Genomic DNA, 15,541 nt, shown 5'->3' with positions numbered 1-15,541 from the left:
CGGCGTCGGCAGCGGGAACGCAAAAAAACCACGAGGAATCGTGGTTTTTTTCGAACAGTCGTTTGAACTTTTACTCTTCCAGCAGGCTGCGCAGCATCCAGGCAGTTTTCTCGTGCACGTCGAGGCGCTGCGCCAGCAAGTCGGCGGTTGGTTGGTCGTCTGCTCCACTGACTAAAGGCAACAGCTTGCGTGCGGTTCGCGCGGTCGCCTCCTGCGCTGTGACCAGGTGCCGCACCATGTCCATGGCTTTTGGCACACCCTCGACTTCCTTGATCGTCGCCAGCTTGACGAATTCGGAATAGGTTCCCGGCGCGGGATAGCCCAACGCACGGATACGTTCTGCAACCAGGTCTAACGCAGTCCATTGTTCGGTGTACTGCGTCATGAACATCTGGTGCAGGCTGTTGAACATCGGCCCTTTGACGTTCCAGTGGAAGTTGTGGGTCATCAGGTAAAGCGTATAGCTATCAGCAAGCAAGCCGGACAGACCGGCGGCAATGCTGGCGCGACTTTCATCGGATAGGCCGATATCGATCTTGGCGGCTTTCTCATCCATGGTGTAACTCCTTCCGGAAGACTTGGGCTTTCATTGTAATCGCATCAGTGCGTGCGCGCTTTGGGATCAACGGCCGCCTTCATTGCTGTGGAACGATAGCGACGCGCGGCGCGTCCCGGCCAGCCGGCTGAGCCGAGCGCAGCGTCAGCTTGAGAATCTCGCCCGGCTGCCGCAGGCGCATGCGTCGTCCCGGCTGCCGGCGCCGCGCTGATCACCAGCGCCATGTCGCCGACCTTGTGCGCCCCTACCAGCAGAGCAGTGAACCGATAACATTCAGGATGATCTAACCTTGTGTCGTCAAATAGAGTTGGATTGCACGGAGCGTGGCAGAGGAGCGCATGTCCCCGGCGGCGATCGCGAGCGGGCAGGGCACGACATCGTCGAGCAAAGGGGCGAGGCTGAGCGTTCGATATGAGCGCATTCCCAGACCTTGCGCAGGGCAGGGCGGTGAATGCGAATGAAGCGTTCCATTGTGCCTCCCTTTTTCTTACCGGCATGGTTGATTGGCCGAAGATGGCGTCGGCGGCTGCGTTCAGCCAGCAATTCTGTGGGGCGTGCGCTAGACTGCGTGACATCAACGAAGGGAGTGAAGCAAATGAAGATGTTGAAAGTGCCGTATGCGGAAAAGGACCAGGCGAAAGCCCTGGGAGCGCGCTGGAACGCTCAACGCAAAGCATGGTACGTGCCCGACGGTGCAGACGCCGCCCCGTTCGAACAGTGGTGGGCCGATGACGGCGCCGGGCCACAGCCCGCGACCGGCGCCGGGAAGATGACACTGGCGAAGGTCGATTCATATGTCGGCAAACCGACCCTGGGCGCGCACTACATCGTACTGGAGCACGACTGCAATCCGTTCGTGGAGTGCGCGCAGTGCCGCCCCGCGCTGGTGAAGTCCGGATGGTTGGCGGCGCATGACGCGGTGAAGCTGGTGATCACAGCCTTATAGGTCGCATGTACCGGGATAAAAGTCTTCTTCGGAAGGCAGTCCGTTTGTTTGCCGCGCTCGGTCTTTAGCGCAAGTTGTGGGAATCTGAAAAGTGCTGAATTGCTTGACTTTCCCTCCGTTGGAGAGTCTAAGGTAATCATATGCGATGACGTTGCTGTTCGATGAGTCGAACTCTGACGCAGTAGAGCATGAAGTTGCCAGCATGCAAGGTAACAAGATTTGTAGTCAATCTGGGAGCCAGATTCGCCGATCCAACCATATGCATCGGGTCTGAGGTTCAATAGATGAATGGCAGGCTGTCAACTCTACAGGGCCCCAAATCAATGAGATAGCTATGGACCATACGCATCAGCATAATGACCCCACGCTGCGTCGGGGGTCATCGCCAACGCGCTGCGGCTACGCGGAACCGAAAAATAGGGCAGCATGACGGTACTTCAGCCAGAATATGGAACGCACGTGAAAAATTTCGACAGCAGCTGTGGCGTCCCCTCCGGCGGACAAGGCGCCTCCGGACTGGTACTTGCCGAGCAACTCAATAGTGGATGTTTTTGCAGCAGTCTCGATGTTGCCGCTTTGCGCGCCGCCTTGTCGACCGAACTTGGCGACGCAAAAGTGTTCGAGCTCGTCACCGAGCGCTGTCCCTACCTGTTCTCGTCGCGCCCGGTGTTCATCGCGGAGACGCAAACCAAACGCATCGCTGAAGTGATCGCCGCGATTGAATCGGTGATCGCCATGCCGGCCTATCGCCAGTTCGCGCTCGACCATGCGCCGGAGATTGCCCGCCACGACCCTGGCGGCGCCAAGGGAGTGTTCTTCGGCTACGACTTTCACTTGCGCGACGAGTCGGTGGGCTTGATCGAAATAAACACCAACGCCGGCGGCGCCATGCTCAACGCGGCGATGGCCAAGGCGCACCGTGCGTGCTGCTCAACCGACGCGCAGATGGTCGCGTCCGTGGAGTCCGGCGCCGTGCTCGAAGACGCCATCGTGGCGATGTTTCGCGCCGAGTGGGCGGCGTCGAATCGCGGCAAGGCGCTGGCCACGATCGCGATCGTCGATGCCCATCCCGAGGACCAGTATCTCTACCCTGAGTTCCTGCTGTTCCAACAATTGTTCGAGCGCCACGGGTTGACAGCGGTCATCGCCGACCCCGCCGCGTTCGAATTTCGCGACGGCGTCCTCTGGCGCGACGACATCGCGATCGACCTCGTGTACAACCGCCTGACCGACTTTTTGCTGGAACTGCCGGACTCGGCATCGCTGCGTGCGGCGTATCTGGCCAATGCTGTCGTGTTGACCCCGCACCCGCAGGCACACGCGCTGTACGCCAACAAACGCAACCTGTCGACACTGACGAGTGCGGCGCAGTTGCAGGCGCTGGGCGTACCGCAGGCGGTTCAGGATGTGCTCATCGCGAACATTCCTGCCACCGAACTTGTGACGCAAGAAAATGCCGGCCGTTTGTGGACGCAGCGCCGCCAGCTGTTTTTCAAGCCTCTGGCCGGCTACGGCGGGCGCGCCGCCTACCGCGGAGACAAGCTGACCAAGGGCGTGTGGAGCGACATCGTGGCCGGCGACTACATCGCGCAGGCACTGGTGCGGCCCGGCGAGCGCGCCGGCGGTGAACGCGCCGATGCGACCTCGCTCAAGTTCGATATTCGCAGCTACGTGTACGCCGGCCAGGTGCAATGGACGGCGGCGCGGGTGTATCAGGGGCAGACCACCAACTTCCGCACGCCGGGCGGCGGCTTCGCCCCGGTCTACAGCTTGCCCGATGACACTGTGCTCAGGCAAATCGAGCGCATTGCCGAAGGCTGAAAACGCGTGCCGCAGGGCAGGGCGCTGATCCCACAGTTAACGGTGACATAGCGCCGCGCCCCGCGCGGAGGCACCCGCGCTGTTGGGCAATACCGCTGCGACTTCATTGGAGGGATCCCAGGCATGGACACGTCTTCTGCGGCTTTCATGAGCTACGCCCGTTTCGATGATGAGCACAACGGTGGACAGCTGACGAAATTTCGAAAGCTGTATTACATCACCTGTCCGATCCTCGACGACAGCCCGGCATCCAGCGGCGATCGCTTGGTCAAGTTGATCGGCGAGCGCAATTACTTCGACCTGCGCGCCTTGCGCGGCCGTCCGCCCGGCAAATAGCGAACCCGGCCGCGAGCGACGACGCCGGATCAGGCGCCGACGATCAGCCGGCGGCCGACCATGCCGATTGGTGGAATCGCATGCGCCGCTACCGGTCGCGGCCGAGTGCGCGCACAAGGAGGAATGACGGTCAGGCTTGCGGCACTACCGGCTTGACCTTTGCCGCCGCTGCCTTGGCGAGCGTGCGCGCGGTATCGACATCGTCGGCTGTTGCCAGCGCCACGCCCATGCGCCGGCGGGCGAACGATTCGGGCTTGCCGAACAGGCGGATGTCGGTACCCGGAACGCTGAGCGCCTCGGCCACGCCTTCGAAGGCGATGCCCTTGGCGTCGTGCTGGCCGTAAATGACCGCCGACGCGCCCGGCGCGCGCATCGCCACCGTGACCGGCAATCCCAGCACTGCCTTGGCGTGAATCTCGAATTCGCTCTGCACTTGGGTGGCCATCGTCACCATGCCGGTGTCGTGCGGACGCGGGCTCACTTCCGAGAACCATACCATGTCGTCCTTGACGAACAGTTCCACGCCGAACACGCCCAGTCCGCCCAAGTTGCCGGTGACCTTCTCGGCGATGTCGCGGGCGCGCTGCAGCGCCGCCGGGTGCATCGGCTGAGGCTGCCATGATTCGACATAGTCGCCATGCACTTGCAGGTGGCCGATCGGCTCGCAGAACTGGGTTTCGACTTGGCCGCCGGCACCGATCGCGCGCACCGTCAGCAGCGTGATTTCGTAGTCGAAGTCGATGAAGCCTTCGACGATGACGCGGCCGGCATCGACCCGGCTGCCGGCTGCGGCGTAGACCCACGCGGCCGCTACCTCGCTCGGCCCGTCGACCTTCGACTGGCCCTTGCCGGACGACGACATCACCGGCTTGATCACGCACGGAAAGCCGACGTCGGCGCAGCCCTGTTCCAGTTCGGCCAGGCTGCTGGCGAAGTGATACGGCGACGTGGCCAGCCCCAGTTCTTCGGCGGCGAGGCGGCGGATGCCTTCGCGGTTCATCGTCAGCAGCGCCGCGCGCGCCGTCGGGATGCAGGTGATCTTGCCGGCCGCTTCCAGTTCGGCCAGCATGCCGGTGGCGATCGCTTCGATCTCCGGCACCACCAGGTCCGGCTGTTCCAGTTCGATCAGCGCGGCCAGGGCGGCGCCGTCGGTCATGTCGATCACATGCGCGCGGTGCGCCACCTGGTGCCCCGGTGCGTTCGGATAGCGGTCGACGGCGATGACTTCGACGCCCAGTCGCTGCAGCGAGATGATCACCTCCTTGCCGAGTTCACCGGAGCCGAGCAGCATGACTTTGGTGGCGGAAGGGGACAGCGGGGTACCGAGCGTGCGGGAAGGAGTCATGAGTTTGCGTGTTGAGCGGCTGGCGCCGGGGTGGCCAGCAGACCTGTGACTATAGCAAAGAGCCCGGCTGCTTGCAGAAAGCGGGCCGGTCGCCGCAGGGGTCTGACCCGGCGTTGGGGGCAGACCCCGGATTCGCAGGCGCCGACGACTCCGGCGTCTGACCCAAAATCGGGTCAGACGCCTGCTGCCAACTCTTCGGGCTATCTCTTATATACTGCGTCGATGCGCATACAGCTTTTCTCGGACCTCCACCTCGAACGTTACCCGGACTTTCAGCCCCATTTCGCCGCCGACGTCGACGTCATCGTGCTGGCCGGCGACATCGGCTCGTACCAGGCGGGATCGCGTCTGAAGTCGCACGACTTCGGCCTCGAACGCTTTTCGCCGCTGCAACCGGGCGCTGCCCGCGCGAAGGTGCTGTACGTTCCAGGCAACCACGAATTCGACGCGCTCGACTTCGACGCCACCTACGCCCGCCTGCGCGACACCTGCGAGCGTCTGGGCATCACCTGGCTCGACCGCGAGGTCGTCGTGCAGGGCGGCGTGCGTTTCGTCGGCACCACGCTGTGGACCGATTTCGAGGCGCTGGTCGACCGCGACGCCAGCATGACCGTGCAGATGCAGTCGCTGACGAAGGCTTTTCGCGCCGCTAACTATTATTTGAGCAAGAACACCACCTTGAAGGACGGCGAGCAAGTGCTGGCCGAAGGGATCCGCGCGATGTCGCTGGAATGTCGGGCCTGGCTGCGCGAAGCGCTGTCGACGCCGTTCGACGGCGCTACCGTGGCGGTGACCCATTTCGCCCCCAGCTTGCTGAGCGCGGACCCGCGTTACGGGCTCACGGCCGGCACGGCGGGATTTTGCAATGCGCTCGACAACCTGCTGCCCTTCGCCAAGGTCTGGATGCACGGCCACCTTCACTGCTTGAACGACTACGTCGTCGAAGGCGACAACGGCGGCAACGCCTGGGCATGCCGGGTCGTCGCCAACCCGCTCGGCTATTCGAGCAAAGGCGAGCAGGAAGCGTTCCGCCCCAATCTGGTCATCGACGTCTAGCCAAGTGCAGGTCAGGGCGGCGCGCTGCCGGCGCCGCTCGCTTGCGCGCCGCCCAGCGCGCCCGAGTACGGCAGCATCAGCGGATCGCGCAGCCTGATAATCTGGCGCGTGCCATCGCCGTCGATCACTTCCAGGCTGACCAGCCGGACGGCGTCGTGATCGATGAAGATCTCGCTCGGCTTGTGGATCAGGTGATCGAGCCCTTGCATCAGGACCTCGACGACATCGCTGTTCGGGTCGTACACCAGGCCCATCAGCGGCAGCCATTCCGCTTCGATCTGGTCGCCGATGTTCAGCGACGAAATCTCGACTTCGGCTTCCTTGCCGCCGAGGATTTTCGACACATTGTCGAAGTACGCATGCCAGGTTGATTTCTCGAGTTTGGTCATAGCCATCATTTGCTCCCATCGTGTCAGCAGCCACATGGGGATTAGACCGTTGCGCGGCGCGCGAATTCCTTGACGCGCGAATCCGAAATAAATGTTGCCAAGAATAAAATTAGTGTAGTATCGGCAACGCTGTGATGGACCAAATGACCGACCTTTCTTGATGGGGGACTTCCATGAGCCTGAAAGATGAGTTGCAAAGCGCGCAAAACGGCCTGGCCGCCGCCTTCTGCGCCCGCGATGCGGTGCGCGCCGCGGCACTCTACACCGACGACGCCTGCCTGATGCCCGACGGCCTGCCGACCTTTCACGGCCGCGCCGCGATCGGCCAGTTCTTCGGCGGCGCCATCGAACAGGGCATCGTCGAGGCGCGCTTTACCACCGAGGAAGCGGACGGCGACGACCAGCAGGCGCTGGAAGTGGGACGTTACGAACTGTTCGCCGCGCTGCCGAACGGCGAGCGCGAATGCATCGACGATGGCCGCTACTTCATCGCCTGGCGCAAGATCGACGGCGCCTGGCGCATCGCGCGCGACATGTTCAACCGCTACCGGCCGATCCCGGCGTAGCAAGCGTGCGTTCAGGGGTAGACTTGAAGGGTCACTCACCACCGGAAAGTCCACCATGATGAAGGCGATCCTTACCGGCCACAGCAAGGGGCTTGGCGCCGCCATCGCCGCCGACCTGCTGGCGCGCGGCGTCGCCGTGCATGGCATCGCGCGCGGCGCGGCGCCGCAACTGGCCGCGCGCTTTCCCGACCTGCTGCGGCAAACCGAACTCGACCTGGCCGACAGCGCCGTCCTCGGCGCCTGGCTGGCCGGCCCCGCGCTGGCGGCGTCGCTGGCCGGTTGCGACACTGTCCTGCTGATCAATAACGCCGGCACCGTACAGCCGGTTGGCCCGCTGGCGCTGCAGGACGCCGGCGCCGTCGCCCGCGCCATCGCCGTCAATGTCGCCGCGCCGCTGATGCTCGCCGGCGCCGTCGCCGCCGCCTGCGCGCCGCACGCGGCCTGCCGCATCCTGCACGTGTCGAGCGGCGCCGGCCGCAGCGCCTATCCGGGCTGGAGCGTCTACTGCGCCACCAAGGCCGCGCTCGACCAGCACGCCCGCGCGGTCGCGCTCGACCAGAATAGCAACCTGCGCATCTGCAGCCTGGCACCGGGCGTCATCGACACCGGCATGCAGGCCGAGATTCGCGCCACTGGGCTCGACCGGTTCCCGCTGCGCCAGCGTTTCGACGAACTCAAGCGCGCCGGCGAGCTGGCCGCGCCGGCCCGCTGCGCCGCCGCGCTCATCGACTACCTGCTGGCCGATCGCTTCGGCAATTTGCCGGTCGACGACCTGCGCAACAGCGGCGCGTAAGGTCGCATCAGGTCGCATCAGGCCACATCGGACCGCGCAATCGCGCTAATCGCTCAGTCGGGCGCGCCCGATTGACTCAGCACAAACGAGGTGGGGCCTGCTCCCTTAGCGTGGACTATGTGGCGCTGTCGCGCCCCCACCGTTGCGAGCCCGACCATGACTAGCCAGACCGATTCCTACCGCGTGCGCCTGCCGCGGCGCCGCGCCATCAGCAAGCACATCGCCGTGCCGCCGCCGCCGGTGCCGGAAGACGACGAGCCCGAACTGGCCACCTGGCTGCAGCTGCTGCGCGACCATCTTCGCCTGATCGGCGCCATCACGCTGGCCGTCACGCTCGCCGCCGCCGCCTACGCACTGCTGGCGCGGCCGGTGTACGAAGCGAGCATGCTGATCCATGTGGAAGAAGCGATGCCGGCCGCGGCGAAAAACGCGCTGACCGAAGCGGCGGCGATGTTCGAGACCAAAAAGGCGGCGACCGCCGAGATGGAGCTGCTGCGCTCGCGCACCGTGGTCGGCCCGGCCGTCGAGCGCCTCAAGCTGTACATCGAGGCCGCGCCGGATTACTTTCCGCTGGTCGGCCGCCTGCTGGCCGACCAGCGCCCGGGGCAGTTGTCGCAGCCAGGCGTGGTTGGCATTGGCGGCAAGGTATGGGGCGCCGAACGGATCGAGGTCCCGTGGTTCAACGTGCCGCCTGCGATGTACCGGCGTAAATTCGTCGTCACCAGCCTCGGCGAAGAACGCTTCAGCCTGTACGACGCGGTCAGCACCATCGTCGTCTACGGCAACGTCGGCACGGCGATGCGCGCCGTCACGCCCGATGGGCCCATCGAACTGCTGGTGGCGCGCCTCGATGGCCTGCCCGGCGCCCGCTTCAAGCTGGCCCGCAATTCGGCCATGTCGAGCATCCGCAAGCTGCAGCGCTCGCTCGCTATCGCCGAGCAAGGCAAGCACTCCAGCGTGATCGTCGTCAGGCTGGAGGGCGGCAGCGCCGAGCTGGTCAACGAGCTGCTGCTCGAAATCGGCCGCCAGTACATGGGCCAGAACGTGGCGCGCAAGAGCGAGGAGGCGGACCAGTCGCTGGCCTTTCTCGACCAACAGCTGCCCAAGCTGAAGGCGCGCGTCGAACAGGCCGAGGGCGAGTACAACGCCTTTCGCAAGGCCAACGGCAGCGTCGACTTCGCCGAGGAAGCGAAGCTGAGCCTGCAGCAGGCGGCCGCCGCCAAGGCGCGCCGCGCCGAGCTGCTGCAGAAACGAACCGAGCTGCTGACCCGCTTCACGGCGCGCCATCCGGTGGGGGCGGCCGTCGGCGGCCAGCTTGGCGAAGTCGAGCGCGAACTGGGCGACATCGCCCGCCACATCAAGACCTTGCCGCTGCTCGAACAAGACGCGGTGCGCCTGAGCCGCGAGGTCAAGGTCAACACCGACCTGTATACGGCTTTGGCGAACACGGCGCAGCAGCTGCGCATCGTTTCGGTGGGCAAGACGAGCAATGTGCGGATGGTCGACGCGCCGATGGTCGTCGACGAGCCGGTGCGCCCGCAACGCACGCTGATCGTGCTCACCGGCCTGGCCGCCGGCTTGCTGCTCGGTGTGGCGGCGGCGTTCGTGCGGCGCCACCTGGCCGGCGGCGTCGACGATCCCGTGCGCATCGAACAGCTGCTCGGCTCGCGCGTGGTATTTGCCAGCATTCCGCACAGCGATGCGCAGGCCAAGCTCAACAGGCGCGGCGCCGTCAACGGCCGCCACCTGCTGCTGGCGCTGGACCGGCCCACCGATGGCGCGATCGAAGCGCTGCGCAGCTTTCGCGCATCGCTGCAGTTCTCGATGCCGCAGTTCGACAGCAACGTCATCATGTTCGCCGGGCCGACGTCGAGCCTGGGCAAGTCGTTCGTGTCGGCCAACTTTGCCGCCGTCATGGCCGCCGGCGGCAAGCGGGTGCTGCTGATCGACGCCGACGTGCGCAATGGCCGCCTGCACCAGTATTTCGGCGCCACCCGCGAGCGCGGCCTGTGCGAAGCGGTCGGCGGCGCCTTGCCGATCAGCCAGGCGATCCGCCACGACGTGCTGGCCAACCTCGACTTCATCCCGACCGGCTGCCCGCCGGCCGGCGACCCGGACGTCTTCATGCACGCCGACGTCGGCGCGCTGCTGGCGTCGGTGAGCGAGCACTACGACGTGGTGCTGCTCGATTCGCCGCCGATCCTGGCGCTGGCCGACGCGCTGGTGCTCGGCAGCCATGCCGGCGCGGTGTTCCTGGTGGCGCGCGCCGGCGTGTCTACCGAGCGCGAGATCACCGAATCGATCAAGCGCCTGAACCAGGCCGGCGTGGCGCCGTTCGGCATCGTCTTCAACGACGTCCAGCCGCGCCTGTCCTGCTACGGCTACAAATACGGCTATGGCAACCTCGAACGGCTCGAGTACAGCGGCTGACGCGCAGGCTCGGGGCCGCCAGTCACGGCAGGCCCCCGCGCGCGGGCGCTGTCTTGCGCAGCGTGCGCAGACGGCGGCCGCCAGCAATCAGCATGTCGGCCAGGCGCGCGACGACCCACCCGTCGTTGCACGCGGCGTGCAGCAGAGCGCGCCGCAGGTGGAAGGCGCAGCCCCCGAGCAGCGCGCCGAGCGCGGCGCCGGCGTTGCGCATGACGTGCAGGCGCGAGCGGAACAGCGACAGGTGTACCAGCGCGCGCTCGCGTCCGCCCAGCTGGCGCTTGTAGTCGCGCTGTCCCCAGCCGAAGTGGAAATAGCGGCTGTTGCCGGCGGCGATGCATTCGCAGACAGTCAGGTAGGCGCATGCAAATCCGACCCGCAGGCCGGCATGGACCGGGTCGTGCGCCAGGATGCGGGTCGTGAAATTGCTGCCCAGCCGGTACGTGATGGCGCCGGCGCAGACCTTGCCGTTGCTTGATGCGAGCGACACGAAGCCGCACAGCGCGACGTACGCGATGATGCGCTGTTCCTCATCGTCGTCGATGCGCGCCGCCATTCCCTTCGCCACCATGTTCAGCCGGTGCAGACGGATCAGTGCGCGCACCTGGCGCACCGGCACCTGCTGCTTTTCGAGCACGGTAAAGGTAAAGCCAGGCAGGGCGCGTTCAATGCGGTTCAGGCGATGGTCAAGGCTGCGCTGCGTGCTCGCGCCCAGGGCTTCGCGGTAGGCGGCCACGCTGGCCGGCAGGGCCAGCACGGTGTCCTCGCCGCAGGCGGCGCGCACGGACGGAAAGGCGAAGCGCGGCGCACCGGTTTCGATAAAGTGAAACGCGATCAGCGACACGCTGTCGTGGTTGCGAAACAGGTAGCTGGCGAAGCGGTTGGCGATTTCTTCGCTCACGGTCATGCCTTCGTTGAGCACCACGGCGCGGCCGTGCTCGAAGCGGTACAGGAACACCGCTTCGGCCACGCCGGCGCGCCTGGCGACGTACGCGCGCACGCCGTCCCAGCTGCCGTGCAGCCGGAAGCGCGGCAGGCACGACAGCCGGGTGCCGTACAGGCGGTCGAGTTCCGGTTCGAGGAATGCGGGCGGTTCGCCGGCGCAGGAATAGCTTGCCTCTAGCCAGCTCGTCATGATCGCGCGTCCCCCGCTGTGGTTGGACATCCATTCTAGGCAGCGGCGCGGCGCGCGGCGCTGTGCGTCCGCAAAGCGATCGAGGAACTCACGGTGCGTCGCGCGCCCGCACGGCCGGCGCCGGCCGTGCGCCCAGCAGCGCGCGCACATACAAGGCAATCTTGTTCAGCACGTACGGCACGGCGTGGCCGAGCCGCTGCGCCGGCACGATCGTCACGCCGGCCTTGCGCCACGCCGCCCACAGCGCCGCGGCCAGCGGCAGCGCCGGCAGTGCGGCCAGTGCCCACGGCAGCGCCGCGCCGCTGGCCATCCAGGCCAGCGCGCCAGCGCCAAGCGCGAGCAGCGCGAGCATCAGCAGCAGGCTTACCGACGGCACGCACACGTCGGCTGCCAGCGCCAACAGCGACACGTCGCGCCGCAATAGCGCGCGCTGCAGCAGGCGCGGACCGTACCGGGCAATCAGCGCCAGCTGGCACAGTTCGCGGCGGGTGTGGCGCAGCACGGCGGCGTCGTCGGGCCACGCGGTGGTGACGACGGCGTCGGCGCAAAACAGCGGCGTCGACCCGGCCAGCGCGAAGTGCAGTCCCAGCGCGAGGTCGAGGGCGCAGTGCGGATTGGCCAGCGGCCAGGTGCTTGCCAGCGGCCACGGCAGCGCCACGCCGCTGCCGGCCAGCGTACAGCCCATGCGGAGCCGGCGCCACCCGAGCGGACGCAGCCAGTGCTCGGTGAGCGACGCCCATTGCGCCAGCTGGTGGGCGGCGCCGTCGCCGTCGCGCGGGCGCGGCAGGCATGCGGCCTGCACCGGACGGCGCGTCGCCGCGCACGTGTTGGCCAGCCATTCGATGGCGTCCGCTTCGAGCAGGCAGCCGGCGTCGATCGCCAGCACCACTTGCGGCGGCGTCTGCGCCAGGTGGTGCACGCCGGCGGCCAGCGCGTGACCTTTGCCGGGCCGGCAGGCGTCGCTGTGCACCAGCACCTCGGCGCCGGCCAGGCAGGCGGCCAGCGCCGTGTCGTCGCGGCAGTTGTCGGCCACCACCAGCAGGCGGTCGCCGCCCTGCAACTGCGCGCGGACCGATGCCAGCGTGGCGCCGATGCGCGCCGCTTCGTCATGCGCCGGCACCAGCACCGCGACCGACGGCCGCTCGCACGCCGGCAGCGCGTGCTGCGCACGCGTGCGCGGCGCGGCAATCAGCTGCAATGCCAGCGCGCCCGCCGCCAGCGTCAGCGCCAGCACCAGCAGCACGAACACGGCCTGCAACGCGACCAGCAGCAACGCCATCATCGTTCCTCCGGCCCGGTTGCACGGCGGGGGCCTGAGCACGATCATATGGGTGGCCGGGCGCTGCCGATTGACGTCGCTCTAGTGTGGCGCGCGCACTGCCGGCCGCCGAAACGGTCGCATTGCGCAGCGTGCCGGTAGATGTTGCCAATCTCCTGCAGCGCCAGCGCAGCGCGCCGCCAGTGCGGCCGCAGATAAGTCCAGAGGACATGCATGAAGTCATCCGTCGTTGTTCGATATCTAATCTTGACAACGGCCGGCCCGGTCCGGCGCTCAGCCTGACCCGGTAATGGCGCGCCCGCTAATGGCGTGCTCATGTAATATTGCTATCGAACAGCCGGCGCGATGCGCCGATGTGCGCATCCGATCTAACGCAATGACCACAGGAGAACGACAAATGAAGACTTCAAAAAAAGACGTCCGCTTAGTATGTGCCGCCACCGCGGCCGCACTGTTGCTGCTTGCCGGCTGCGCCTCGAAGAGCGAAACGGCGCCGGCGAAAGCGACGCCGACTGCCATCAATCCGACGCCGACCGTTGCCGCCGCATCTGCCGCCGTCACTGCCGCTCCCGCGCTGACCTTGAGCCCTGCCCAGGAAGTGCCGCCGAACCCGTCTAGCGCCACCGGCAAGAGTACGATCGCGGTCGGCCCCGACATGACCGTCACCGGCACCGTGCAGGTGATGGGCATGACGCCGACCATGGCGCACATCCATGAAGCGGCGCCGGGCAACAACGGTCCGGTCATCCTGCCGTTTGCCAAGACCGGCGAGAATACCTTCGCGCCGGCCCCTGGCGCCAAGCTGACGGCCGCGCAATACGCCAGTTACCAGCAGGGCAAGCTCTACGTCAACGTCCACAGCGCGGCCTATCCGGGCGGCGAAGTGCGCGTCCAGCTGCCGGGCAAATAAGGTCAGGCGGCATTGCGGGGTGGATCGAATTCGTTGACCACCCAGCGAAATTTGCCGGCGGCGGTGCTGGGGATGTCATCCCTCAGCACGACCGTGACGGCCACGTGCGGGTCGACCAGCTGATGGATGTTGTCGACCAGTCTCTGCTGGTCGGTCGCGGTAAATCCCGGCAGCGGCACCACCCGCACTTCCCAGCACGCGGGGCCGACCTGGGCGACCTGCGACTTGCAGATGCTGTTCATGTTCTTGAAGGCGAAGGTCAGCACCGATGAACTGACCGGTTCGCCGTTGCCGCCAGTAATACTGTCCTCGAACTTTCCGGTGACAGGTTCGATCATCGGAAAAGCCCGTCCGCACGCGCATTGTCCGCGCTTCCAGCGGGTGCGGTCGCCGAGCCGGTAGCGCACCAGCGGCATTGCATGGTTGTGGAACGTCGTGCCGACTACGCTGCCGCAGTGGTCGGTCGGACGGCCGTGCTCGTCGACAATTTCGACGTACGAATAATCCGGATTGATGTGCAGTTGGCCATGTTCGCACTCGCCGGCGAACGCCACCCGTTCGGCCATGCCGTACATGTCCATCACCTTGCCGCCCAGCGACTGCTCGACCAGCGCGCGCTGGTGCGGGTACAGCGGCTCTGACGACGTGAAAATAAACGGAATGCGCAGGCGCCGCTTGCGCCGTTCCAGCAGGCCGGCCAGCGTGAATGCGGTCGACGGGTACGCTTGCAGCATCGCCGGCGCCAGCTGCTCCAGGCGATCGATGATGGCGTCGGCATGCGCGTCGACCAGGTGGCGCGACGACACGACCAACTGGCGGTTGTAGCGGTTCCAGAACCAGAACGGCGGCCCGGCCTGGTTGAAGCCGGCAACCAGTTCGCCGCGCAAGGTGGCGCGCACCATGCCGTCGTGGTAGCCGGCCCAGGCCCAGTGGCGCTTGACGAACGCCTGCTCCATCAGCAGCGACGCCAGGCTGCGAAATACCGTCACCGGCGCCCCGGTGGTGCCGCTGCTCTTGCCCGGCGCCTGCCACGGCTGCCGCTCGCCGCGGTTCGGATACAGCGAGCCGCGGTGCGCGAACAGCGTATCCTTGGCGATGATCGGAAACATCGTGCGCAGCACCTCGGGCGCGGCCGCCACCGGAAAATCGGACGCGATGTGCTTGTACTTCGGCAGCCGCGCGATGGCGGTGCGCAACGTCCGGTGCAGCAGCGCCGCCTGCAGCTGTTCGAGTTGCGCGCGCTCGAGCGACTCGTTGCGCTGCAGGGCGCGCAGCCGCCATTGGCTCAAAGAGTTGTCCCGAAGCAGTGCGCGCGTGCCGAACAGCAGTTCGTTGCGAAGTTGCGAGGTCATGTCGAGTTGGTGTTTTCTGGGGACGTTGTGGGCGCGGAGCCACGTTCCACTGTACTCCCGAATCGAGGTGCGGCGAGCCGCCGGACGCAAAGCGGACGCATTTGCCGGCATCGGTGGTAGAATTTTTTCCCCGTCCACGAATGGCTCGCCACGATGTTGCAACCAGTTGACTTTCCGATTCGCTCCGAATGCCCGCCTGGGGCGTGCGTCTGCGACCGCGAACGCCTGCTGGCCGAGCCAGGCGCCGACCTGCGGATCTTGAAGCTGACGCGCGACGAAGAGAGAAAATTGCTGGCTCGCATCGAAGCCATCGCCTGCTACGACGACCTGCTGAAGATGGAGCAGAAGATGCATCAACTGCTCGGCATCGCCATCAGCATCACCCCCAGCGCCAACGAAGTGCGCACGGTGCGCGGCTTCAACATTGAGCTCGCCGAGTTGCCCGGCCTGTGCCGCAAGACGCGCCAGTCGATTCCGGCGGCGGTGCGGCGCTGCCTCGACCAGCATCCCGAGATCGCCTTCGCCATCCTCGACTCCCACGATCTGTTCGGCATGGGGCAGGGCGGCAACACCACCGACCAATAACCCGTCGCCCGCGGGGACCCCATGACTGAAACCCCCGACAACAAC

Annotated in this window: 15 protein-coding genes; 9 read left to right on the top strand and 6 right to left on the bottom strand. The window is 66.1% G+C overall.

The genetic code is table 11. The annotated features are described in order from the left end of the window. Window positions 1–70: 70 nt before the first annotated feature. On the bottom strand, window positions 71–556 hold the full coding sequence (locus tag ACP7DD_RS10705) for a Dps family protein (protein WP_426174794.1): 486 nt from the start codon (window positions 554–556) through the stop codon (window positions 71–73). A 595-nt stretch (window positions 557–1,151) separates the two neighbouring features. On the opposite strand from ACP7DD_RS10705, the gene ACP7DD_RS10700 reads away from it, so the two are divergent. The 3 genes from ACP7DD_RS10700 (at window position 1,152) to ACP7DD_RS10690 (ending at window position 3,659) form a co-directional block, all read left to right on the top strand. Beyond that, window positions 1,152–1,502 carry a DUF5710 domain-containing protein gene (locus tag ACP7DD_RS10700; protein WP_426174793.1) on the top strand — a complete coding sequence of 117 codons (351 nt, stop codon included), beginning with the start codon at window positions 1,152–1,154 and terminating at the stop codon, window positions 1,500–1,502. Between the two features lie 459 nt (window positions 1,503–1,961). Continuing rightward, window positions 1,962–3,323 carry a hypothetical protein gene (locus ACP7DD_RS10695; protein ID WP_426174792.1) on the top strand — a complete coding sequence of 454 codons (1,362 nt, stop codon included), beginning with the start codon at window positions 1,962–1,964 and terminating at the stop codon, window positions 3,321–3,323. Between the two features lie 123 nt (window positions 3,324–3,446). After that, window positions 3,447–3,659, top strand: coding sequence for a hypothetical protein (locus tag ACP7DD_RS10690; RefSeq protein ID WP_426174791.1), 213 nt, complete (start codon window positions 3,447–3,449; stop codon window positions 3,657–3,659). A 130-nt stretch (window positions 3,660–3,789) separates the two neighbouring features. On the opposite strand, the gene purT is transcribed toward ACP7DD_RS10690, so the two are convergent. Beyond that, on the bottom strand, window positions 3,790–5,004 hold the full coding sequence (gene purT / locus ACP7DD_RS10685) for a formate-dependent phosphoribosylglycinamide formyltransferase (protein WP_426174790.1): 1,215 nt from the start codon (window positions 5,002–5,004) through the stop codon (window positions 3,790–3,792). A gap of 222 nt (window positions 5,005–5,226) precedes the next feature. Here purT and ACP7DD_RS10680 point away from each other — a divergent pair, with 222 nt between their 5' ends. After that, window positions 5,227–6,060 carry a metallophosphoesterase gene (locus ACP7DD_RS10680; RefSeq protein WP_426174789.1) on the top strand — a complete coding sequence of 278 codons (834 nt, stop codon included), beginning with the start codon at window positions 5,227–5,229 and terminating at the stop codon, window positions 6,058–6,060. Between the two features lie 11 nt (window positions 6,061–6,071). Here the strand turns inward: ACP7DD_RS10680 and ACP7DD_RS10675 are convergent, their stop codons facing one another. After that, window positions 6,072–6,455 (bottom strand): DUF5335 domain-containing protein, encoded by a 384-nt coding sequence (locus ACP7DD_RS10675; RefSeq protein WP_426174788.1) that lies wholly within the window; start codon window positions 6,453–6,455, stop codon window positions 6,072–6,074. A 167-nt stretch (window positions 6,456–6,622) separates the two neighbouring features. Here ACP7DD_RS10675 and ACP7DD_RS10670 point away from each other — a divergent pair, with 167 nt between their 5' ends. From ACP7DD_RS10670 to ACP7DD_RS10660, 3 genes are all read left to right on the top strand, one after another. Next, window positions 6,623–7,015, top strand: a complete 393-nt coding sequence (locus ACP7DD_RS10670; RefSeq protein ID WP_426174787.1) for a YybH family protein — start codon at window positions 6,623–6,625, stop codon at window positions 7,013–7,015. 55 nt (window positions 7,016–7,070) lie between these two features. After that, window positions 7,071–7,808: an SDR family oxidoreductase gene (locus ACP7DD_RS10665; RefSeq protein ID WP_426174786.1), complete on the top strand. Its 738-nt coding sequence runs from the start codon at window positions 7,071–7,073 to the stop codon at window positions 7,806–7,808. A 156-nt stretch (window positions 7,809–7,964) separates the two neighbouring features. Next, complete coding sequence (locus tag ACP7DD_RS10660; protein ID WP_426174785.1) at window positions 7,965–10,238, top strand: polysaccharide biosynthesis tyrosine autokinase; 2,274 nt, start codon at window positions 7,965–7,967, stop codon at window positions 10,236–10,238. A gap of 22 nt (window positions 10,239–10,260) precedes the next feature. Here the strand turns inward: ACP7DD_RS10660 and ACP7DD_RS10655 are convergent, their stop codons facing one another. Both ACP7DD_RS10655 and ACP7DD_RS10650 read right to left on the bottom strand, forming a co-directional pair. After that, on the bottom strand, window positions 10,261–11,370 hold the full coding sequence (locus tag ACP7DD_RS10655; protein ID WP_426174784.1) for a GNAT family N-acetyltransferase: 1,110 nt from the start codon (window positions 11,368–11,370) through the stop codon (window positions 10,261–10,263). An 88-nt stretch (window positions 11,371–11,458) separates the two neighbouring features. After that, the gene (locus ACP7DD_RS10650; protein WP_426174783.1) at window positions 11,459–12,652 is read right to left on the bottom strand and encodes a glycosyltransferase family 2 protein; all 1,194 of its coding nucleotides are present in this window, start codon (window positions 12,650–12,652) and stop codon (window positions 11,459–11,461) included. Window positions 12,653–13,046: 394 nt separating this feature from the next. On the opposite strand from ACP7DD_RS10650, the gene ACP7DD_RS10645 reads away from it, so the two are divergent. Continuing rightward, window positions 13,047–13,559, top strand: coding sequence for a CHRD domain-containing protein (locus ACP7DD_RS10645; protein WP_426174782.1), 513 nt, complete (start codon window positions 13,047–13,049; stop codon window positions 13,557–13,559). A 2-nt stretch (window positions 13,560–13,561) separates the two neighbouring features. On the opposite strand, the gene ACP7DD_RS10640 is transcribed toward ACP7DD_RS10645, so the two are convergent. Next, entirely contained in the window at window positions 13,562–14,911 is a 1,350-nt protein-coding gene (locus ACP7DD_RS10640) for a phenylacetate--CoA ligase family protein (RefSeq protein ID WP_426174781.1), read from the bottom strand. Between the two features lie 153 nt (window positions 14,912–15,064). On the opposite strand from ACP7DD_RS10640, the gene ACP7DD_RS10635 reads away from it, so the two are divergent. Next, complete coding sequence (locus ACP7DD_RS10635; RefSeq protein ID WP_426174780.1) at window positions 15,065–15,496, top strand: hypothetical protein; 432 nt, start codon at window positions 15,065–15,067, stop codon at window positions 15,494–15,496. The last annotated feature ends 45 nt before the right edge of the window (window positions 15,497–15,541 follow it).

The sequence above is a fragment of the Massilia sp. TWR1-2-2 genome, assembly GCF_049897565.1.
In the GTDB taxonomy this organism is placed as follows: Bacteria; Pseudomonadota; Gammaproteobacteria; order Burkholderiales; family Burkholderiaceae_D; genus JAFCUW01.
This window is presented reverse-complemented; position numbering and strand designations above follow the sequence as displayed.